Consider the following 20,556-nt stretch of genomic DNA (forward strand, 5'->3'; position numbering starts at 1 on the left):
GAAATGGCTAGACCTCGTCGAGCTGGGAAGAAAAAAGAAAAGAAGAACATTCCCGTTGGCATCGCGCACGTCAAGGCCACGTTCAACAATACGATCGTGACCTTTACCGATGTCAAGGGCAATGTCGTCAGCTGGGCTTCTGCCGGTGCCGCTTTCAAGGGCTCCCGGAAGTCCACTCCTTTCGCGGCACAGATGGCTGCCGAGTCCGCAGCCAAGCGTGCTCAGGATTCCGGCATGCGCACTGTCGGCATTTACGTCAAGGGCCCTGGTTCCGGCCGTGAGGCCGCCATGCGCGCCATTAACAATGCCGGTTTCAAGGTGACCTTCATCCGGGACATCACCCCGATTCCCCACAACGGTTGCCGTCCGCCCAAGCGCCGCCGCGTCTAACGTAAGGAGAAATAATCGTGGCCAGATATACTGAAGCAAAATGCAAGCTCTGCCGTCGGGAAGGCGAAAAGCTCTTCCTCAAGGGCGATCGCTGCTACACTGACAAGTGCGCTTACGAAAAGCGCCCCTATCCTCCGGGACACTCCGGACGCATGCGTCACAAGATGAGCGACTACGCCACCATGCTTCGTGAGAAGCAAAAGGTGCGTCGCATGTATGGCGTTCTGGAAGGCCAGTTCCGTGAGTACTACTCCCGTGCCGATGGCATGAAGGGTGTCACGGGTCACAACCTGCTGATGCTCCTGGAGCGTCGACTGGACAACGTTATTTACCGTCTTGGTTTTGCCAATTCCCGCGATCAGGCTCGTCAGCTCGTTCGTCATGGCATCTTCAAGCTTAACGGCCGCCGCGTGAACGTTCCGTCCATGCAGGTCAAGTCCGAAGATGTGATTGAAGTCCGTGAGGAAGCCCGCAAGATCCCTGTGATTGGCGAGGCTCAGGAAGTTATTGCCCGCCGCGGCTGCCCCGATTGGCTGGAATCCGATGGCGCCAACTTCAAGGGCACGGTCAAAGCCATGCCGAGCCGGGAAGATATCCAGTTCCCGATCAACGAGCAGCTTATTGTCGAACTGTACTCCAAGTAAATAGGGGATCTCATGCTTATTGAGAATGGCGACAAACTTATCAACACCCGCAACTGGAACGAACTGGTTAAGCCCGAATCCCTCGTGCGCGACCCCAAGTCCGGCGAGAACTACGGCAAGTTCATCTGCGAACCTCTGGAACGCGGCTATGCAACGACCATAGGCAATGCCATGCGCCGGGTGCTTTTGTCCTCCATGCAGGGCTGCGCCATCGTGGCAGCCTCTATCGAGGGCGTTCAGCACGAGTTCACGACGCTGCCTGGTGTCCTTGAAGACATGACTGAGGTTGTGCTCAACCTCAAGCAGGTGCGTATCGCCATGACCACGGACGAGCCGCAGAAGATTGTCCTTGAGGCCAACGCCAAGGGACCGGTCACCGCCGGCATGATTCAGGAAAATCAGAACGTTACCGTTCTGAACAAGGATCAGCTGATAGCCACGTTGACCGAGGATCGTCCTCTGAAGATGGAGCTCGAGATCCGTATGGGCAAGGGGTACGTCCCGGCTGATATGCACGAAGGATTGATCGAAGATATCGGGTCCATCATTCTGGACGCCAGCTACTCTCCGGTCAAAAAGGTGGCTTACTCTGTGGAACAGGCTCGTGTCGGTCAGATGACCAACTATGACAAGCTTGTCCTGGAAGTTTGGACCGATGGTTCTGTTTCTCCCGAGGATGCCTGTGCTTACAGCGCCAAGATCCTCAAGGACCAGCTCTCCGTGTTCATCAATTTTGATGAACTGTCTTCCCAGGCCACCGAGAAAAAGGAAGATTCGATTGATCTGAATCCGAATCTTTTCAAATCCATCGATGAACTTGAGCTTTCGGTTCGCGCCACCAACTGCCTTAAGGCCGCCAACATCCAGTTGGTCGGCGAGTTGGTACAGCGCACTGAGCAGGCCATGCTGAAGACCAAGAATTTTGGTCGTAAGTCCCTGGATGAAATCCGCCGGGTGCTTGACAGCATGACCCTCAAGTTCGGCATGACGGTCGATGATTTTGACAAGAAATACCAGGAATGGTTGAAGAGGAAAGAGAAAAATGAGGCATAGAAAGTCCGGCCGGAAACTCAATCGGTCCAATACGCACCGTGCCGCCATGTTCAAGAACATGACCCGCGCGCTCCTGACCTATGAGCAGATCCGCACCACCGAGGCCAAGGCCAAGGAACTTCGCCGCATCGTCGATAAAATCATCACTCTGGCCCTGCGCAACGACGTGCATTCGCGCCGTGAGGCTTACAAGGTCTTGGGTAGCCACCAGATGGTGCAGCGTCTCTTTGACGAAATCGGTCCCCGTTTCGACGGTAAGGGCGGTTACACCCGTATCCTCAAACTCTCTCAGCCCCGCAAGGGCGATTGCGCCCCCATGGTCATCATTGAGCTGACCGTGAAGGCCTCCTCCAAGAAAGAGGAGACCAAAGCTGAGAAACCCGCTCCCAAGGCGGAAGCCCCGAAGGATGAAGCTCCCGTAGCTTCGGATTCCGAAAAGGCAGAATAGTGTATTAAAGGGCAGGTCTTCGACCTGCCCTTTTTTTTAGATTTGTTATAGATATTCTCGATAAATAGGCGGTATTTATTCGATGGATGTTCGAAAGCTTGAAGCGTTCTGCCAGGTCTATGAGTTACAGAGTTTCTCAAAGGCCGGTGAAGTCATGTTTTTGTCACAGCCGACCATCAGCTCGCATGTGGCCAACCTGGAAGCGGAGCTTGGCGTCAAGCTTTTCGACCGCCTCGGCCGGAAGGTTCTGCCCACTCAGGCTGGCGACGTGCTGTATCGAAGCGCGGTGGCTGTCTTTGAGAACCTCAAGGAGGCTCGTGCGTCCATCGAGATGCTACGGGACAAGGTTGTGGGGGATGTCGCCGTCGGATGCAGTACCATACCCTCGTTTTACATCGTTCCGCGTATCCTTTCCGATTTTTTCAAGCGATATCCCCAGGTAACCTTTACGGTTCATACCGGTGATTCTTTTGAGGTCATCCGTAGGGTCGCCTGTGGCGACTGGCCTGTCGGTATTGTGGGTGAGTTGCCTACAGAGGAAGGCGTCACCTCCAAATTGATTTTTGAGGACGATACCGTAGTGGTTGCAGCCAAACATGCCGAATGGCTCCCCAAGGATGATGGAGCGATCAGCATGGAAACGTTGGCCCGTTTGCCCTGGGTAATGCGTGGCAAGGGTTCGGCTACCCGGCATTCGCTGGAAATGCAGTTGGGCTCTCTGGGGTTGACTTTGAATGATCTTACGGTTCGGTGCTGGGTGGATGGCACAAACGAGGCCCTGGCGCATACATTGCGCGGTTCCGGCGTCAGCGTGACTTCGCGTCTTGCCTCTTCTCGCTTTATCGAGAGTGGTGCCTTGGTCCGACTTAATGTCCCGGCCCTTGAAGGCAAACGCCATTTCTATCTTATCTACAATGAGGGACGGCACATGCTTCCGGCTCTTCGGGCCTTTATCGAGCATACCTCCAAGGGACTTCAGTTCGGCGAAGGCTATTCCGTGGAGTAATCCACTGTACCGGGGAGAAAGTTGATAGGAGGCACGGCCTTGATGATGCCGTGCCGGCTTAGGTACTCATAAAAGAGTCGCAGTCCCCGTACTTCGGCCTTCGCAAAGTCGTATAGAAGTCCGACAAAATACGAACACATTTCCCGTTGATTCAGGCGGCTGCCTTCTGCCGCCAGGACGCACAGTTCCGCCAGATGGTCCGTTCCCCATCGTCGTGCGGCCATCAGGGTCTCACAGGCCTGCCTGATTTTTGTCTCGTTGGCGGCATAGCTCTTCCGGCTGGCAATCCACACCCCGAAAATAAATGGTTCTCCGGTTAATTGTCGCCAGGCTTCTCCCAGGTCGGTCCGCACCGGGTAGTCTTGGTGATAGCGAAGATTGAGGGCTTCGTCCCCGATACACAGAATGGCTTCGGGATGCTCGCCGGTCTCCAGCATCGCTGTGGCGTCTCCTGTGACGTAGTCCGCACTGATGCCCCAGAGTTCCGCCAGAAGCACGCGGAGCAGGGCGGCCGAGGTGTGTGTCTGGGCGCTGACCAGGACCGTTCTTCCGTCCAGTTCTTTCACCGGTTTTCTGCTGAGCAGAAGAACGCTCTGAACCGGTCCCCGGCTCCCGATGGCAATGTCGGGGATGAGGTAATATTTTTCATGGTGTCGGGCGTATTCGATACTTGAGCAGCCGGACAAATCCAGTTGCCCCGCATCCATCAGCACATTGAGTTCGGCAGGCGGACCGGCGACAATTTCAAAGTCGTTCTCAATGATTCCGGTTTCCAGCGGGTGATGAATGGGAAGTACATTGAGGTAGCCTATGCGGCCCAAGCGGACGCTCATATGCGACCTCCAACCGACTGATAGTCCATGGTCCGTTGCCGTGGCGTAAACCCGGCATTGTCCACCAGCCGGTGAATTTCCGCGCGAGAGAGTCGAAATCGGACTCCGGCGGCCTGTACCACATTTTCCTCGATCATGGTTGACCCGAAATCATTGCCGCCAAAGAAGAGCGCCAGCTGGGCTATGGCTGGTCCCATGGTCACCCAGGAGACCTGGATATTGTCCACGTTATCCAGCACAAGGCGCGAGACGGCCAGGGTGCGCAGGTACTCCACGCTGGTCAGTTTGCGGCAGTGGCTGAGTTGGGTGTTGTCCGGCTGAAATGTCCAAGGGATAAACGCTGTGAACCCGCCGGTTCGGTCCTGCGTTTCGCGCACGGCAAAGAGATGTTCCAGCCGTTGCCTTGGCGTTTCCTCGTGGCCGAACATCATGGTTGCGGTAGTGCGCATTCCTTGCCGGTGTGCCTCTTCCATAACGCCGAGCCACTCATTGGCTGGGCATTTGTTCGGCGCAACAGCGGAACGAACTTCGTCCACCAGAATTTCCGCGCCGCCACCGGGGATGGAATCCAGACCGGCAGCGCGCAGTCGTCTGATGACCTCGCCCACGCCGATCCCTTCCTGCTTGGACCAGAAAACGATTTCTGGCGGGGAGAAGGCATGAATGTGCACCGGGTGCTCGGTCTTGATGAATCTAAGCAGGTCCTCGTACCAGGAAAGCGGCAGGTCCGGGTGGTGGCCGCCCTGCATCAGAATCTGGGTGCCGCCAAGCGCTTTGGTCTCGTCGATCTTGCGTCCTATCTCCTCATTGGAGAGGACGTAGGCGCCATCTTCGCCGGGGTGTTTGAAGAATGCGCAGAACTTGCAGCAGCAGACGCAGACGTTGGAATAATTGATGTTGCGGTCCACAACATAGGTCACGACAGGATCGGGATGCTTTGCCAGCCGTACCCGGTGGGCAAGGAACCCCAGGTCGTGGAAGTCGGCTTCCTCATAGACCTTCAGCGCTTCGTCGAATGCCAAGCGGCCGCCATCCAGAATCTTCTCATATATCGAATGCAACGATTCCATTATCAACTCGTGTTTTTGTCTTGGCAGAATGAGGAGGGAAGTCCCTAGACTTCGTTGAACTGTCCGTCCCGCTCCACCGGAGTGCAGCCGCAGCCCCGGAGCATTTCGCACAGTTCTGCCTTGGAAAGGCCCTGTTGCGAGGTTGCCCCGGCCTCGTGGCCGATCTTCTCTTCCACAACGGTTCCGTCGAAATCGTCGGCTCCGAACTTGAGGGCGGCCTGCGCCTCCTTGATGCCCAGCATGACCCAGTAGGCCTTGATGTGCGGAATATTGTCGAGCATGAGCCGGGCCACTGCGATGGTGCGCAGCGTCTCCAGGCCTGTGAGCGGGTTGTCCACGGTGAGTCGGCTGTTCTCCGTAAGAAACGGCAGCGGAATGAAGCAGTTGAACCCGGGGCTACGGTCCTGGGCCTCGCGCAGGCGGATGAGGTGATCGAGCCGATCCTCCCGGGATTCGATGTGTCCGAAGAGCATGGTGCAGTTGGTGCCGATGCCCATGTTGTGCGCTTCCTCATGGATGGTCAGCCACTGGTCGGCAGTGGCCTTGCGCGGGCAAATCCGTTCCCGTACGGATGGGGCAAATATTTCGGCTCCGCCTCCGGCCAGCATGTCCAGTCCGGCTGTTTGCAGACGAGCCAGCACTTCCCGGGAAGGACAGCCTTCCAGGGTGGCGAAATGCGCAATCTCCACGGCGGTGAACGCCTTGATGACGGTCTGGGGAAGCCGGATTTTGACCGCCTTCAGAACATCCTCAAAAAAAGTGAGGGGCAGCCAGGGGTGGCAGCCGCCGACAATATGGATCTCACGGGGAGTGAGGCCTGTGGCGTCGATGCTGGAGATAATTGTTTCCACGGAGAGGACGAAGCCGCCGTCCGCACCGTCCTCCCGCTGGTAGGCGCAGAACGTGCAACCGTTGACGCAGACGTTGGTGTAGTTGATGTGCTGGTTGACGACATAGAAGGCCTTGTCGCCATGCAGCCGGGTGCGCACCATGTTGGCCAGTGAGCCCACGGCCAGCGGTTCCGGGCATTCGAAAAGGAGCTGGCCGTCCTCGAAGGTGAGCCGCTCGCCGGACATGACCTTTTCCTGGATATTCTTGAGGCCCATGTTGCGGTAGTAGTCGTTGTTGAGCAGGGGCATGATGTTCTCCTATTTGGCGCTCAGGCCGTGGCGAAGGAATTCGGACATGGCGCGGGCACGCTCCTTCATGGTGTGCGGGGCAGGGTCAATGCCGGTATCCTGGGAGGGAACGGCATGATTTTGGAGGAACCTGTCCAGCATGGTGTGGAGCAGGAAGACGGTCATTTCACGGTCGAGATCGGGGCGCAGTTCGCCGGATGCGATTCCGTCGTCCACCAGCGCCCCCAGATACTTGGCGTGGGCCTGTCGAATTTCCTGCAGGAATTTTCCCCTGAGCGGAAAGTTCTCGTTGAAAAGCATCTTGAGATAGATGCGGTAGATTTGCGGGTGCGCGTCGATGAACGCGCCGCCAGCCAGAAAGCTCTGCTCGATGCGGCTGAAAAAATCGCCGTCCGTATCCCGGATGGCCTTGAGCGGCCCTTTGAAGTCCGCCACCGCCCGGCTGAAGATATGCTCGAACAGTCCGGCCTTGCTGCCAAAGTATTTGAAGACCGATCCCTTGGCTATGCCGAGCCGGGCCACGATGCGATTGATGCTCGCTTCCTGGTAGCCATGGTCGGCAAATTCCTGGGTGGCCTCTGTCAGGACTCGGCTTTGTTTTTCTTCCGGCAGATTTTCGAAGGTCTGTTTTGTCCCGCTCATGTTTCCTTCCTTGCGCTACGGCCACCCGTCGGGTAATGGTGACCGGGTGGTCACCATGTGTATCCGTGGTGATCGAATCTGTCAACAGGGCCGAACTTCTCGGTTTGGAAAGGAGTGGGCATGTCTCGCAAACTGATGCTTGGATATTCACCTTGTCCCAATGATACGTTTATTTTTCAAGGTCTTGCCTCCGGCAGAGTGGAGTGGCCCGGAGGGCTGGATGTCACCCTGGCTGACGTGGAGGAGCTGAACGGCCGGGCCACGGAAGGGACATTGGATGTGGTCAAGGTCTCGGTCGGCGCGGTCGTCGGAATTTTGGATAATTACATATTGTTGCGTGCCGGAGGCGCCATGGGTTTCGGCGTCGGCCCGCTGCTGGTTTCCGGCGAGGACCGCTCTCTGGAGTCGCTGGACGGTTGTGAGGTGGCCATCCCGGGGCGACGTACCACCGCAAGCCTGCTTTTTTCTCTTTGCTGTCGCGAAGCGGGCATCTCGGTACGGTTGCGGGAGATGGTCTTCGATCAGATCATGCCCGCCGTTGCTGCCGGAAAAGTGGCGGCAGGCGTCGTCATTCACGAAGGGCGATTTACTTACGAAAAGCTTGGTCTGACTCGGGTAGCGGATTTAGGGGAGTGGTGGGAAACCTACTCAGGCTCGCCCGTGCCGCTTGGGGGCATCGCCATCCGCCGGACCTTGGGGATGGATACCGCGCAGGCCATGAATGCGGCCATTCGCCGGAGTCTTGAGCTTGCCAGATCAAACCCCGGAGCGGCATGGGACTACATCAAGCAACATGCGCAGGAGATGGACGATTCCGTCATTCGCCGCCACATTGAAACGTTTGTCACGGACTACAGCCTCGACGTGGGCGAGGTCGGTGAGCAGGGCGTGGAGCGGTTGTTGCGGGAAGCCGGATGGACCGGCAGCGAGGTCTTTATTCCTAGGTAAGATCTTTTACCGGCTGTTTGCCGGAGCCGGTGTGTTTGCTCTTGCCCTGGCTCAGATATACCCCGGCGATGACGATGGCGGACGCTGCGTATTGCAGGATGTTCAGCCGCTCGTCCAGAAACAGCCAGCCCATGATCAGGGTTATGACCGGGATCAGATTGATGAAGGCCGATGCCTGGGAGGCCGAGGTGACCGACATGCCCCAGTTGTAGAGTCCGTATGCCCCGATGGTCACGAAGACGCCGAGGTACAGGACGGAAAGCACACCGGGCAGGTTGAGGGCGGTGGGCAGCTGGGTGGACGGCAGAAAGAGCAGGGGCAGGTAGAAGAGAGAGCCAACAAAGGCCTGGATCATGGTCAGGAACCAGGAGCCGTAGCGTGGGGTCAGTCCCTTGAGGGTTATGATGTACCCGGTGGCGCAGACCATGGCCAGGAATTCGAGGAAGTTGCCAAGCGCGGGATTGGACGCGGTTTCCGTGGCCGACGCTGTGGCGGAGAGCAGCACCGCCCCTACAATGGCCAACATGAACCCGGACATGGTTCTCTTGGTGATGTGCTCTCCAAGGGTGAAGCGGGCGACCACGGCCACCATGAGCGGGAGCAGGGCGCAGATCATGCCTGCCTGGGAGGCGTCGGTGTACGTCAGGGCCATGGCTTCGAAGACAAAATAGAGGCCTGGTTCGCACACGCCCATGATGAGCAGCCGTTTCCAGTCGCCGGGGCGGTAGTCAATGTGGTTCAGCCGTTTGAATACCGTAAGGAAGCAGAGTGATGCGATGAGCATCCGGCCGAAAATAACCACCATGGGATCGAAATGGGCAAAGGCGATCTTGAGCACGATAAATGAGCTGGCCCAGAGGATAACGGCGCCCCACAGCGCCACGATTGCCTTGCCTTTGTTTTCCATCTTGCTCACCGGCTTTTGGGTTTCGAGATAGGCAGCTCTATCATTCTACAACGCCCAGGGAAACTGGAAAATCCATCATTTATTTCCATGGATTGATTCGGCTTGGATAATGACTTTGGGAATATGGAGGGATACGTGTCGTGGAGGATGACGATACGTGTGGAAAATGTGGTAATGTATGGGTGATAGGTAGGCTAGGACGTAAGGAATTTGTAAAAACAGGCGTGATTTTCCCTAAGCGCGTGGAGCGCGGTAATCTCTTTTCGTATGTAGAGTTCGGGCGAGTCGAGAGCTGCGTTGCCAAGCCGGTCATGAGTGATGTCCCGGTATATGTCGTAGTGGGCGAAGCGGTGGCCCATGTGGTTCATGTCCCGAAACCATTGAACCCCGGTATCCAGACATACAGGCCGGTCGTGATTTTCGCCGATGAGGGCCCCCGAGGCGACAAGGGCTCCAAAGGGGGTGCCGGAGCCAAAGGGCATGGTATCCGGACGGACCTTGTCTATATTTATCAAAGCGCACCATTCGTTGAGACGGCATTCCGGCAGCGGCCAGGGACGATCCTTAAACTGTTGTGACAGACCCAGGTGATAGGCCCTGCGCTGTTTGGGATCAAACCCCTTGTTGTATACCTTCATAAGGTACTGGTAGGATGGGGTGAACTCCGTGTAGCGCGTGGGGTCACACTGTCCGTTTTGTCCCGCCGGGCACCACCAGCACTGGCCGATCTCACCGGCCCCGGCGTTGTCGCCTATCGTGTCGAGCAGGTTGCCCACGATATCCCCATGCACTTCGATATCGTTGTGAATCGTCAGTACGAATTCGGTCTGGGCTGTTTCCCAGCCGTGCTGGTAGCGCATGGAGAGCAGATAGTCCCTGTCGGATGTGAGCTTGTTCAGGTCCGTCGGATCTATGCCGTTCCAGTATTTGGGCATGAAATGGACCACCCGGTCTCCCAGGAATTCCAGCAGCCTGTCATGGCTCTTCTTCTCATATTCCGCCGTGGCCGGTTCTTCCTGAAAGTAGATCAATCCAATATGTTCGCCGGAATATTCCAGCAGGGAAAGCAGCGAGAGCGCCGTCTGATTGGGTTTTCCGAAAACATTGATGAGGACGTCTACGGTGGGCTTCATGGAAAATACCGTACAATCCTTTGAATTGTTTTATCAAGGGGCAGGGGGACAGCCCGGTGTAAATGAAAATCCCCCTGATGGTCTGGAGCCGTCAGGGGGATTATCGCTGAATATGGGCCATGCCTGTTTCCGCAGAGCGGTTTGAGCTTGGCTGCGTTTGGCCGAAGTCGTCCTAGTGGGGGCAAACGGCCAAAAGGTTGATGGGTTTGTAGCCGTTGTCCGGGTTCAGGGCATAGCGGCAACCGAGGTGGGAACCATCGCGCTTGTTGGCGATGTCGCTCTCGGAGCCAAGGTAGAACGAACAGTTGTTGTTCTCACAGACAAGGATCACGCCCCAGCCGGTCTCTCCCGGCGGCAGCCAGGGGGTCATGGGCTTTCCGCAGTGCGGACAGTCGCGATCTTCCAGTTCGGTTACGATTCCGGCGTATTCGTGAATAACCATGGTATCTCCTTGGCATCGGTGCCAGGGCACCGGTTCATGCGTGTAAAATTACACATATATCCCCAGTCGCCCCCGTCAAGGGCGCAGGGTCAATTTTCTTCCGGAAAAGAGAGGTCCCGCAGAAGGCGGAACAGGGCGCGGCCGTCCTTGGACGGTTTGCCGGCAGCCTTTTCCCGCCTCGCTCCCAGCGTGAACTGCCGCAACCTTTGTCCCTGCTCCGGGTTGGTGTCAAAGAGCGTCTGGAGCAGGTCGTCGTCGCCATTCACCAGCCGCTCGCGCAGCCGTTCCAGACGGTGGAACTCAGCATCCCTTACCGAGCGCCCCCTGCTCGCTTCCTCCACAATCTCGCGGGCGCGGGTGGTGTCGCAGCCGCGCATGAGCTTGCCCACGTATTGCAAGTGTCGGCGGCGCGCTTCGTGTTTCGTCAGTTTCTTGATGAGGAGCAGGGCTTCCACCGTCTCCGGCGTCAGTTCGGCTTCCCGCACGGCGGTTTCGCCGAGCGCCGCCAGATCCTCGCCCAACTTCTGCAGTGCGGTCATGTCCCGTTTCATCTGCGACTTGCTGGGGCGGTCCTCGCGTTCATCAAATTCTTCCGGTCGGTAGAGAGTCGTATTTCTTTTTTTTGCCATCTATTTTTTTGCCATGGCCGGAACCTTGGCCAGGTCTTCTTCAAGTTCGGTGAAAATGGACCCGACAGCCTTGGTCATGGCCTGAACCAGCGCCGTGGGGTCGGGCTGGATCAGGGGGACGCGCCGTCGGTAGTCTTTGGAAAAGATGATTTCGTTTGTGGCGGTGGACTCATCGACCAGGAAGAACTGCATACCGACCACCGCAGCCGGAGTGCTTTGGGAATAGTCACCGTATAGGGTGTTGACCGTTCCTTCCAGGGTCAGGTCCGGGATGACCATGCTGCCCGGTTCTATAATGTCCTTGAACAATCCGGAACCGTCGAGCCAGGTGCGCAGTTCCGAGGTCAGCATGTTGCCCGGAGCGACGAAAAAGGTGTTGTAGTAATCCGATTCGATGCGCCCGTCGGACATCTGGTAGACCAGCTCTCGCATGTTGTAGAGGTCCGAAACGGTCATCCGCCGCAATTTGAGGATGATGCCGGAGTTCGTCCGGGCCGTTTCCGTTCGGGCCGGGTGGATGCGATAGTATGTCTTGTCCAGCGGCTTGCCGCCGAGTTTGACGCAGGCCGTGGCCGCAATGGCCAGTGCCATGATCAGGATAAGGTTCAGAGTTCGTTTCATATCTGTATTCCCGCGTTAGTGGGTGTCGGGAGCGGATTTGCTCGGCGGTTTTCCGAAGAAAATGCCGGATGGATAGCGTTTGGCATCGCCGCTCAGTTCCTTGAGGTTCTGCATCACCTCGCGCGTGTCTTCCAGGATGGTGTGGATGTTCGCCTCTTCGCTGGCCACCACGCCATTCAGGCGGTTGACCAGGGAGTGGACCTTCTTGACCGAAGCGGTCAGGTCCTGGGAGGCCTTGGCCACGTTCTCCAGAGTGGGCGCGATGTTGGCCATGGCCTTATCCATGCGCGGATCGGACAGAAGCTTTGCCATGGCGTCCGATGCCCGCTTGAAGCTGCCGAGAGCCTGGTGCGCCTCCGCCGCCGAGGAAATGATGTCGTCCTTGGACTGTGTGGCAATGTCGCCCAGCGCGGCGATGGTCCTGGCCGTTTCGGGCAGGATGCGTTCCGCAGCGGGGTCGTCCAGGATCTTGTTGGCCCTCGCCAGGAGATTCCTTGCCTCGGTCAGCAGGCTAATCATCCGTTTGCCCGCCTCCTGACCATCCTTGGTGTGCATGAACTCACTGATCGCGCTGACGATGGACTTCACGTCCTTGATGATGCTGGTGATATCTTCCTTGTTCAGGCTGCCCAGCGTTTCACTGATGGCGGTCACGGCGCCTTCAATGCGGCTCAGCGTGCTTTGTTCGGACGGAATGTAGATGTCACGGGGCGTCCAGTCCATTTTCAGGCTGCTGGATGGTGCCGTTTTGTCGAAGACCAGATTCAGGAACAACTGGCCGGTGAGGCCCAGTGTGGTGGGACGGACCCGCAGGCCGTTTTCTATATCCCGGGCAATGAGGGCCTTGAACTCGTCTTTGTCCAGATTACCGAACATGTCCGGATTGATGTCGCACAGCACATACACATAATGGTGCTGCTGTTCCCTGGCCTTTTTGTAAATGTTGTTGGCAAATCCGATGGCAGCGACGCGTCCGACCCGGACTCCCCGGAGTTTGACCGGTGATCCGACCTCCAGGCCGTTGACCGATTCGTCGAAGTAGGTCTCCACCTGATAGGTGGTCTCGAAATATCGGCCCGCGCCGAGAATGATGATGACCGCCACGATCATGCCGGTGCCGAGGAGAATGAAGGCACCCAGTCTGAAGTAGTCGTTTTTCCGTATCATCGCCTATCCTTGTTCCGTGGCGGTTCGTTTTGTGTTCACGTCCTCTATGGACGGGAGACGGTGGAAAAATTGCCGGACGAATGGGTTGTCCGAGGTGTCCCGAAGTTCCTTGGGATCGCCCTCGGCCACTATCTGCTTCACGTCCTTGTCCAGCATGATCACCCGGTCCGCAATGGCGTAGATGGACTCCAGCTCATGGGTGACGATGACGAAGGTGATACCCAATGTTCGTGACAGGTTGAGGATCAGTTCGTCAAGTTCGGCCGAGGATATGGGGTCCAGCCCGGCCCCCGGTTCATCCAGAAAAAGTATTGTCGGGTCCAGGGCCATGGCTCTGGCGATGGCCGCCCGTTTCTTCATGCCGCCGGAGAGTTCTGCTGGCATCTTGTGCAGCGAGTGTTCCAGGCTGACCATGGCGAGTTTGTCCCTGGCGATCATCTCCACGGCTTCGGCGGGAAGCTCCGTAAATTCTTCCAGCGGCAGCATGACGTTTTGCAGGATGGACATGGAGCCGAAGAGCGCGCCCATCTGATACATGACGCCGAAGCGGCGGGTCAGGGCAATACGCTCATTCTGCGATGCCGCGGCCAGGTCCTCCTTGCCGAACAGCACCTGTCCGGCCATTGGCTGATAGAGGCCGATCATATTCTTGAGCAGGGTGGATTTGCCGCATCCGGAACCGCCGAGAATAATGAAAATCTCACCTTCCATGACGTCAAAGGTGATGTCCTTGAGTATGACTGTCTCATTGTAGCCGCAGGTGAGATTGCGGACGGATATGGCTGGGGTGCGCTGTTTCATGGCTAAAGTCCCAGGTAATAGAAAGCCACGGCGAACAGGCCGTCGGCAAAGGCGATGGCCACGATGCCGGAAACCACAGCGCTGGTGGTGGAGAGGCCCACGGCGCTCGCGCCGGTTTTTGTCTGCATACCGCGCAGGCATCCCACGCCCGCCACCAGTATGGCGAAGACAACCGCCTTGAGAATCCCGCCCCAGAATCCCGCATAGGTCAGGTAGACGAAGACGCGAGACGTGAAAGTGACCAACGGAAATCCCAGCGAGAGCATGACCAGTGCGCCGCCCACCAGCGAGGCGAGGTTGAAGAACATGGTCATTATCGGGATCATGACCAGCGCCGAGAGCAGCTTGGGAACGACGAGGAAGCGCATGGGGGAGAGGCCCATGGTTGTCAGGGCGTCCAGTTCCTCGTTGATCTTCATGGTGCCTATCTCGGCTGCAAAGGCGGAGCCGGAGCGCGCTGCCAGCAAAATGGCCGTAACCAGCGGCCCCATCTCCCGGAACATGACCACCCCGAGCATGTTGGGAATGAAAATTTCTCCACCGAAGCGCTCCAGCGTAACGGCCGACTGGAAGGACATGATCAGGCCCATCAGAAAACCGATGAGGGTGATGATGAAGAGTGAGTCCACGCCGACGCTGACGCAGGAGAGGATGACGTCCTTCCATCTGACCTTGGAAGGGTGGCGCAGGGCCAAGAGAATCATGGCCGATGCCTCGCCCACGAAGCTGACCATTTCATGCAGGCCGATGAGGAGTTCGCTCGTGCTTTTGCCGACATTCTCGGTCAGGCCGCGCTTTTCCTGCTGCCGAATTTCATTCGGGGGAAATTCGGTGGTCCAGGCCAGTTCCACGAGATGGGCAAACCGTTCATCCATATTGGTCAGGGAGAGTATGCCGCCGCGTGCGGCCACGGTATCGCGCAGCTTGACGAGGAGGGCCACGCCCGCGCCGTCCAGATACGCCACGCGGGCCAGGTCCGCTTCCACCTGTCGACTGGTTCCTGCACCGGCAAGGCGGACGGATTCATCCCATATCTTCGTTGTTCCCGGAGCGTCCAGGTTGCCCGAAAGAGCAAGCGTCAGTACGCCGGACCGCGTATTGGCGGCAACGGCTGCGTCGGCTAGTTCGTTGGGCTGATTGAGTTGCGACACGCTGGTATCCATTGGGATGAAGGTTCTGTTTCGTCGGGCGGATCAATTAATGAAGATATATAAGCTCTCGGTAAATGAAAAGAGTTGCGACATACTTATTTCCGATACCGAACCCTACTTGACAAGATTGGATAAGAATAATATTTGTTTAAAGTATGAATAACAGAAAAATTGACAATCTTGATCTCAAAATTCTGAATATACTTCAGAATGATGGCAAGGTCTCCAATGCGGAAATTGCCCGGATGGTAGGCAAGGCCCCGTCTGCCGTGCTGGAGCGCGTCCGCAAGCTGCGCAAGGCGGGCATCATCAAGGGGTACGAGTGTATCGTGGACCACAAGCAGCTCGGCTGCGGGCTGACCGCCTTCACCTCCATCAGGGTGGAGGAGGGCGTGGGCGCTGTCGAGGCCGGGCAGCGGCTGGCCGCCTTTCCCGAAGTGCTGGAGGTGCACTATACCGCCGGGCGCGATTCCTATCTTGTCAAAGTCCGAGTTGAGGACACCGAGGCCCTACAGGCCACACTGGCAAAGTTCGGCACCATCGATGCGGTGCGCGAGACCAATTCCACCATCGTTCTGACAACGGTGAAGGAATCGCGCGTCATTCCGCTGGACGATGATAACGATTAGCACAGTAATTCAAGGAGTTCCAAATGACCACTGATATTTCCTCCCTGGACCCGCGTATCATTGCCCGGGGCAGGGAGTTTTTTACGTCCATTTCCGGTGAATCTCCTTCTATTTTCAACAAAGGCTGGTGGACCGGCAAGGTAATGGACTGGTCCATGAAGAACGAGGATTTCAAGGTCCAGTTGTTTCGGTTTGTGGACGTTCTGCCCTACCTGAATACCTCGGAGTCCCTTTCCCGTCACATCGAGGAATATTTTGCGGGCGAGGACGCCAATGTCCCGGAAGTGCTCAAGTGGGGAGCCACCAAGACCAAGCTGGGCGGTGGGCTTGTCGCCAAGGTGCTCAACCGGACCATCCGTTCCAATATCGAGTCCATGGCCCGCCAGTTCATCATCGGGCAGGAGGCCAAGGAGGCGGTAAAGGGCATCAAGAAGTTGCGCAAGGACGGATTCGCCTTCGTGCTCGACCTGCTGGGCGAGGCCACGGTCTCGGCCGTGGAGTCGCAGGCCTATCTGGATGGATACATGGACGTACTGGAGGCCATCCACAAGGAACTGGACAAGTGGAAGCCGCTGGGCGACGCGGATGGCGACAAGGACTGGGGGCACACGCCCAAGGTGAACGTCGCAGTCAAACCGTCAGCCTTCTATTCCCAGTCCAAGGCTGTGGATGTGGAAGGGACCGTGGACGGCATGTTCGAGCGCATCGAGCCCATTTATCGGAAGGTCATGGCCATGGGCGGCTTCATGTGCATCGACATGGAGCAGCTCAAATACAAGGAAGCCACGGTCGAGCTCTACAAGCGGCTGAGGACCACATACCCGGATTATCCCCATCTGGGCATCGTTTTTCAGGCCTACCTGCGGTCCGTTGATGACGACGTCCGCTCCCTGATCGCCTGGGCCCGTGAGGTCAATCTTCCCATCTCCATTCGGTTGGTCAAGGGGGCCTACTGGGACTACGAGACCGTGCTGGCCAAGCAGAACGGCTGGCCTATGCCCGTATGGACCAAAAAACCGGAATCGGACATGGCGCATGAGCGTGTGGCCCGCTACATCCTGGAAAATCATGATATCTGCCACTTCGCCTGTGCCTCGCACAACATCCGCACCATCTCGGCGGTCATGGAGAACGCCCAGGCTCTGAATGTGCCCGAGGACCGCTACGAGTTTCAGGTGCTCTACGGCATGGCCGAACCGGTTCGCAAGGGGCTCAAGAATGTGGCCAAGCGCGTGCGCCTCTATTGCCCCTATGGTGATCTGTTGCCCGGCATGGCCTATCTGGTTCGTCGACTGTTGGAGAACACGGCCAACGAATCATTTCTCAAGCAGACCTTTGCCGATGAGGCGGACATGGACAAGCTGCTGGAGAATCCCAAGGAAACCTTGCGCCGCCAGCTTGAGGAAGCCTGTCCGGTTCCCGTGTCGGAATCCGAATCCGGGTTACCTCGTTTCGAGAATTTCCCTCTGGTTGATTTCACCATCGAGTCGGAACGCAACGCCTATCCGGCGGCCATAGCCAAACTGCGTTCCCAAGCCGGGCGTAAAATACCGCTCTTCATCAATGGTAGAGATATGGAGACCGAGGATACCCTCGACTCCTACAACCCGGCCAAACCCGATGAGATCCTCGGTTCCGTCTGTCAGGCCGGTACCGAAGAGGTGGACAGGGCCGTGGATGCCGCATCCGAGGCCTACCTTACATGGCGCGACGTTGCGCCCGAGGAGCGGGCAGGAGTATTGCTCAAGGCCTCGCAGTACCTCAAGGATAACGCCCACGAGGTGGCGGCCTTGCAGGTCCTGGAAGTGGGCAAGCAGTGGGATCAGGCCCATGCCGATGTGGGGGAGGCCATAGATTTCCTGGAATATTATGCCCGCGAGATGATTCGTCTGGGTACCCCGCGCCGCATGGGGCACGCACCAGGAGAAATGAGCCATCTTTTTTATCAGGGCAAGGGCGTGGCCGCCGTCATCGCGCCGTGGAACTTCCCGCTGGCCATCTCCGTGGGTATGGTCTCCGCAGCCATCGTCTGCGGCTGCCCGGTGGTCTACAAACCTTCGGGCATTTCTTCCTGCGTCGGCCATGGTCTGGTGGACATGTGGAAGGCGGCAGGGCTGCCGGACGGCGTATTCAACTACTGCCCCGGACGTGGATCGGTCATCGGCGATCATCTGGTGGAACATCCGGACGTGTCGGTCATCGCCTTTACCGGTTCCATGGAGGTCGGCCTGCGCATCCAGGAACGGGCGGCCGTTGTCCAGCCCGGCCAGCAGCAGTGCAAGCGGGTCATTGCCGAGATGGGCGGCAAGAACGCCATCATCATCGACGACGATGCCGACCTGGACGAGGCCGTGCTTGGTGTTCTTTATTCCGCCTTCGGGTTCCAGGGGCAGAAGTGCTCTGCCTGCTCCCGCGTCATCGTGCTTGATTCCATTTATGACCGTTTTGTCGGCCGGTTGACCGAGGCCGCCAAGTCCATCAAGCTCGGCCCGGCCGAGGACCCGGCTAATTACATGGGGCCGGTTGCCGACCGTGCAGCCCAGAAGAACGTGCTCCATTATGTGGAGATAGCCGAGCGCGAGGGAACCGTGCTGGTCAAGCGCGAGGTGGACGACGCCGTCAAGGAGACGGGTTGCTACGTGCCTCTGACCATCGTGGGCGACATCACGCCGGAACACCGTATTGCCCAGGAGGAGGTATTCGGGCCGGTGCTCGCCGTGATGCGCGCCGGGGATATCGGCGAGGCCCTGGACATGGTCAATTCCACCCGGTTCGCCCTGACCGGCTCCATCTATTCCCGATCTCCGGCCAATCTGGAGCGGGCTTCCCGAGAGTTTCGCGTGGGCAACCTCTACCTGAACAAGCCCTCGGTGGGCGCCATGGTCGAACGCCACGCCTTCGGCGGCTTCAAGATGTCCGGCGTGGGGTCCAAGTCCGGCGGCCCGGACTACCTGCTCCAGTTCCTGGACCCGCGTCTGGTCTGCGAGAACACCATGCGTAGAGGGTTCGCCCCCATAGAGGAAGGGGACGATTGGCTGAGCTAATTGCAGCTGAAATGAAAAAACAAAGCCCCGGCGGAGAGTCTCCGTCGGGGCTTTTCAGTTGCTCCCTTCATACGTCGTTAGTTGTGTCAGGCTGGTCTTGAAATGTTAAGGGGATGGTTTTGCATGTGTTGACACATATAGAGAAGTTCAATTAACGGTTAATAATCTTAACGATATTTTTAAAATGCTATCCGCGAGGTTGGAATGCACATACGGGATTTGCTCAAGGAAGTAGAAGCCTCAGTAGAGACCCATTGTTCTAGTCTGGCGGGCAAGAGCCGTAAGAGTGGCCTGTGGGCGTGGGCGGACCGGACTCACGGTTCGTTGATCAAACGGTTGGCATCTGTCCTGGACAGCAGGGCATATAAATCCGTCCAACGGCTGGAGGCTTTTCCCTGGGGGAAGCTGTCTCAGGAATTTTGGCCCATCATTAATGATCCGGAGCCATATGAGGTCGCTTATGACAAATTGGCGGATGATGAGTCCCGCGAGGTCTTTCTGTGGCGACTGAAAATGCGTCTGTCGCTTCCCTTGGTTCCTCGCTGGCAGAGCATATTCCCACCTCCTCCCGCTCCTGGAGTTGGAGATTTGACTATTGGTCCCGAAGAAGAAAAATTTTGTAAACCCTTCAAGCTTGGCCAATATGTGTTGAGAGACATCTGTATGCCGGAACCCGGCGACACCATCCTTGATTTGGGAGCCTTCCTTGGCGATACGGCAGTAATGTTTTCACGTCTAGTCGGAGAAACCGGTCACGTTTATTCCTTTGAGGCCTTGTCTGGCCTGTTCCCAATTTTGCAACAAAATCTGAACCGTTTTGGTTGCGCCAACGTGACTCCGTGTTTCAATGCTGCCTGGAATAAGACCGAAACGCTTTACATGGAGGCTGACTCTTCCAGTTCGCGGGTTGGAGACTCAGGGGATCCTGTGCCGGGTATTCGTATTGATGATTTTATGGCCGAACATGATTTGGAACGGGTAGATATGATCAAGATGGATATTGAGGGGGCCGAACAAGAAGCTCTGGAAGGTGCCACAGAGACCGTCTGTCGTTATCATCCCAAGTTGGCTCTTTGTGTTTACCACAAGCCAGAGGACATACACCGGCTGCTAACAATGGCAGAGGAGATGTATGCGGGCTACCGTTTTTATCTGCGGCATTACGAACCCGGTGGAATTGGGGAAACCGTGCTGTACGCGGTGCCGTAGGACATCTTCCTATTTGAGAGTGATAGGCTTCTCTGCAATTGTAATGGCAGGGGGGATGCAAGAAAGATGATTCTTTTGGCGGGGAGGGATATTCTCGTCAAGGCAATATGGAATAAAGAAGGCCCCCAGCATGCTGGAGGCCTTCTTTCTTCTAGTTTACAGCGTCAGTGCCATTTCATGCCACACGGCGCCGCCGTGGGTGGAGGCGGATACGCCGCTGTCGGAAAAACCGTGACCGGCGTAGTAGTTGACGAGGTCTTCCTTGCACAGCAGGAGCACCTTGTTCTTGCCCATCTCGCGGGCGTGGTCCACGAACTGGTCGAGCAGCTTGCCGCCGACGCCCAGTTTGCGGAAGTCGGGATGTACGGAGAGGGAAAAAATGACGATGTTGCCGCCCTCTGGGTCATGGCCGATGAGCTGTTTGAACTCCTCGTCCGTGATGTCGTCCTTGCTGGTGGAGCCGCTGTTGACCTGTCCGATCACACGGCCGTCCATCTCGGCGACCAGGAAGCCCTCGGGATAGTTGGTTATGCGTTTTTCCAGCGAGGATGCCTGGGCGGCCTCCGAGGCAGGAAAGCTGAGGGATTCGATGGTGTGGCAAGCTGTCAGGTCGTCGGGATCGACCATGCGGATGGTTAAGTTTGTCATCA

At 57.2% G+C, this 20,556-nt stretch carries 22 protein-coding genes; 9 read left to right on the forward strand and 13 right to left on the reverse strand.

Features of this window, described 5'->3' with window-relative positions; all coding sequences use genetic code 11:
* Positions 1-3: 3 nt before the first annotated feature.
* The 5 genes from rpsK to ACI0FG_RS05305 all read left to right on the forward strand — a co-directional run bounded on the left by rpsK (position 4) and on the right by ACI0FG_RS05305 (position 3,541).
* Complete coding sequence (rpsK, locus tag ACI0FG_RS05285; protein ID WP_419787507.1) at positions 4-390, forward strand: 30S ribosomal protein S11; 387 nt, start codon at positions 4-6, stop codon at positions 388-390.
* Between the two features lie 17 nt (positions 391-407).
* Positions 408-1,034, forward strand: coding sequence for a 30S ribosomal protein S4 (rpsD, locus tag ACI0FG_RS05290; protein WP_419787508.1), 627 nt, complete (start codon positions 408-410; stop codon positions 1,032-1,034).
* A gap of 12 nt (positions 1,035-1,046) precedes the next feature.
* Positions 1,047-2,087: a DNA-directed RNA polymerase subunit alpha gene (locus ACI0FG_RS05295; RefSeq protein ID WP_419787509.1), complete on the forward strand. Its 1,041-nt coding sequence runs from the start codon at positions 1,047-1,049 to the stop codon at positions 2,085-2,087.
* On the forward strand, positions 2,077-2,535 hold the full coding sequence (gene rplQ, locus ACI0FG_RS05300) for a 50S ribosomal protein L17 (RefSeq protein WP_419787510.1): 459 nt from the start codon (positions 2,077-2,079) through the stop codon (positions 2,533-2,535). The genes ACI0FG_RS05295 and rplQ overlap by 11 nt, the downstream gene beginning before the upstream one ends.
* An 82-nt stretch (positions 2,536-2,617) precedes the next feature.
* Positions 2,618-3,541, forward strand: a complete 924-nt coding sequence (locus tag ACI0FG_RS05305) for a selenium metabolism-associated LysR family transcriptional regulator (RefSeq protein ID WP_419787511.1) — start codon at positions 2,618-2,620, stop codon at positions 3,539-3,541.
* Here the strand turns inward: ACI0FG_RS05305 and ACI0FG_RS05310 are convergent.
* The 4 genes from ACI0FG_RS05310 to ACI0FG_RS05325 are packed head-to-tail and all read right to left on the reverse strand — an operon-like array spanning position 3,526 to position 7,225.
* Complete coding sequence (locus tag ACI0FG_RS05310) at positions 3,526-4,374, reverse strand: menaquinone biosynthetic enzyme MqnA/MqnD family protein (RefSeq protein ID WP_419787512.1); 849 nt, start codon at positions 4,372-4,374, stop codon at positions 3,526-3,528. The two genes, ACI0FG_RS05305 and ACI0FG_RS05310, sit on opposite strands and share 16 nt — an antisense overlap.
* On the reverse strand, positions 4,371-5,444 hold the full coding sequence (gene mqnC / locus ACI0FG_RS05315; RefSeq protein WP_419787513.1) for a cyclic dehypoxanthinyl futalosine synthase: 1,074 nt from the start codon (positions 5,442-5,444) through the stop codon (positions 4,371-4,373). Before mqnC ends, ACI0FG_RS05310 begins: the two co-directional genes overlap by 4 nt.
* A 44-nt stretch (positions 5,445-5,488) precedes the next feature.
* Positions 5,489-6,583, reverse strand: a complete 1,095-nt coding sequence (gene mqnE, locus ACI0FG_RS05320) for an aminofutalosine synthase MqnE (RefSeq protein WP_419787514.1) — start codon at positions 6,581-6,583, stop codon at positions 5,489-5,491.
* Between the two features lie 9 nt (positions 6,584-6,592).
* Complete coding sequence (locus tag ACI0FG_RS05325; RefSeq protein WP_419787515.1) at positions 6,593-7,225, reverse strand: TetR/AcrR family transcriptional regulator; 633 nt, start codon at positions 7,223-7,225, stop codon at positions 6,593-6,595.
* Positions 7,226-7,345: 120 nt separating this feature from the next.
* Here ACI0FG_RS05325 and ACI0FG_RS05330 point away from each other — a divergent pair, with 120 nt between their 5' ends.
* Complete coding sequence (locus ACI0FG_RS05330) at positions 7,346-8,173, forward strand: 1,4-dihydroxy-6-naphthoate synthase (RefSeq protein ID WP_419787516.1); 828 nt, start codon at positions 7,346-7,348, stop codon at positions 8,171-8,173.
* Here ACI0FG_RS05330 and ACI0FG_RS05335 read toward each other — a convergent pair.
* The 8 genes from ACI0FG_RS05335 to ACI0FG_RS05370 all read right to left on the reverse strand — a co-directional run bounded on the left by ACI0FG_RS05335 (position 8,166) and on the right by ACI0FG_RS05370 (position 15,024).
* Positions 8,166-9,080: a DMT family transporter gene (locus ACI0FG_RS05335; RefSeq protein ID WP_419787517.1), complete on the reverse strand. Its 915-nt coding sequence runs from the start codon at positions 9,078-9,080 to the stop codon at positions 8,166-8,168. The two genes, ACI0FG_RS05330 and ACI0FG_RS05335, sit on opposite strands and share 8 nt — an antisense overlap.
* 194 nt (positions 9,081-9,274) lie before the next feature.
* Positions 9,275-10,213 carry a hypothetical protein gene (locus ACI0FG_RS05340; protein WP_419787518.1) on the reverse strand — a complete coding sequence of 313 codons (939 nt, stop codon included), beginning with the start codon at positions 10,211-10,213 and terminating at the stop codon, positions 9,275-9,277.
* Positions 10,214-10,385: 172 nt separating this feature from the next.
* Complete coding sequence (locus tag ACI0FG_RS05345) at positions 10,386-10,655, reverse strand: hypothetical protein (RefSeq protein ID WP_419787519.1); 270 nt, start codon at positions 10,653-10,655, stop codon at positions 10,386-10,388.
* Positions 10,656-10,744: 89 nt separating this feature from the next.
* On the reverse strand, positions 10,745-11,284 hold the full coding sequence (yjgA, locus tag ACI0FG_RS05350) for a ribosome biogenesis factor YjgA (protein ID WP_419787520.1): 540 nt from the start codon (positions 11,282-11,284) through the stop codon (positions 10,745-10,747).
* Complete coding sequence (locus ACI0FG_RS05355; RefSeq protein ID WP_419787521.1) at positions 11,285-11,905, reverse strand: ABC-type transport auxiliary lipoprotein family protein; 621 nt, start codon at positions 11,903-11,905, stop codon at positions 11,285-11,287.
* A gap of 15 nt (positions 11,906-11,920) precedes the next feature.
* Positions 11,921-13,072, reverse strand: a complete 1,152-nt coding sequence (locus ACI0FG_RS05360; protein ID WP_419787522.1) for an MlaD family protein — start codon at positions 13,070-13,072, stop codon at positions 11,921-11,923.
* A gap of 3 nt (positions 13,073-13,075) precedes the next feature.
* Positions 13,076-13,873, reverse strand: a complete 798-nt coding sequence (locus ACI0FG_RS05365; protein ID WP_419787523.1) for an ABC transporter ATP-binding protein — start codon at positions 13,871-13,873, stop codon at positions 13,076-13,078.
* 2 nt (positions 13,874-13,875) lie between these two features.
* A complete protein-coding gene (locus tag ACI0FG_RS05370; protein ID WP_419787524.1) occupies positions 13,876-15,024 on the reverse strand; it encodes an ABC transporter permease in 1,149 nt (382 codons plus the stop codon).
* A gap of 155 nt (positions 15,025-15,179) precedes the next feature.
* Here ACI0FG_RS05370 and ACI0FG_RS05375 point away from each other — a divergent pair, with 155 nt between their 5' ends.
* The 3 genes from ACI0FG_RS05375 to ACI0FG_RS05385 all read left to right on the forward strand — a co-directional run bounded on the left by ACI0FG_RS05375 (position 15,180) and on the right by ACI0FG_RS05385 (position 19,906).
* Positions 15,180-15,653, forward strand: coding sequence for an Lrp/AsnC family transcriptional regulator (locus ACI0FG_RS05375; protein ID WP_419787525.1), 474 nt, complete (start codon positions 15,180-15,182; stop codon positions 15,651-15,653).
* Between the two features lie 23 nt (positions 15,654-15,676).
* Entirely contained in the window at positions 15,677-18,697 is a 3,021-nt protein-coding gene (locus tag ACI0FG_RS05380) for a proline dehydrogenase family protein (protein ID WP_419787526.1), read from the forward strand.
* A gap of 204 nt (positions 18,698-18,901) precedes the next feature.
* Positions 18,902-19,906 carry an FkbM family methyltransferase gene (locus tag ACI0FG_RS05385; protein ID WP_419787527.1) on the forward strand — a complete coding sequence of 335 codons (1,005 nt, stop codon included), beginning with the start codon at positions 18,902-18,904 and terminating at the stop codon, positions 19,904-19,906.
* A 156-nt stretch (positions 19,907-20,062) separates the two neighbouring features.
* Here ACI0FG_RS05385 and ACI0FG_RS05390 read toward each other — a convergent pair whose 3' ends face one another.
* On the reverse strand, positions 20,063-20,554 hold the full coding sequence (locus ACI0FG_RS05390; RefSeq protein ID WP_419787528.1) for a GNAT family N-acetyltransferase: 492 nt from the start codon (positions 20,552-20,554) through the stop codon (positions 20,063-20,065).
* Positions 20,555-20,556 lie beyond the last annotated feature (2 nt).

Source organism: Pseudodesulfovibrio sp. 7M6 (genome assembly GCF_050058625.1).
Classification (GTDB): Bacteria; Desulfobacterota; Desulfovibrionia; order Desulfovibrionales; family Desulfovibrionaceae; genus Pseudodesulfovibrio; species Pseudodesulfovibrio salinus.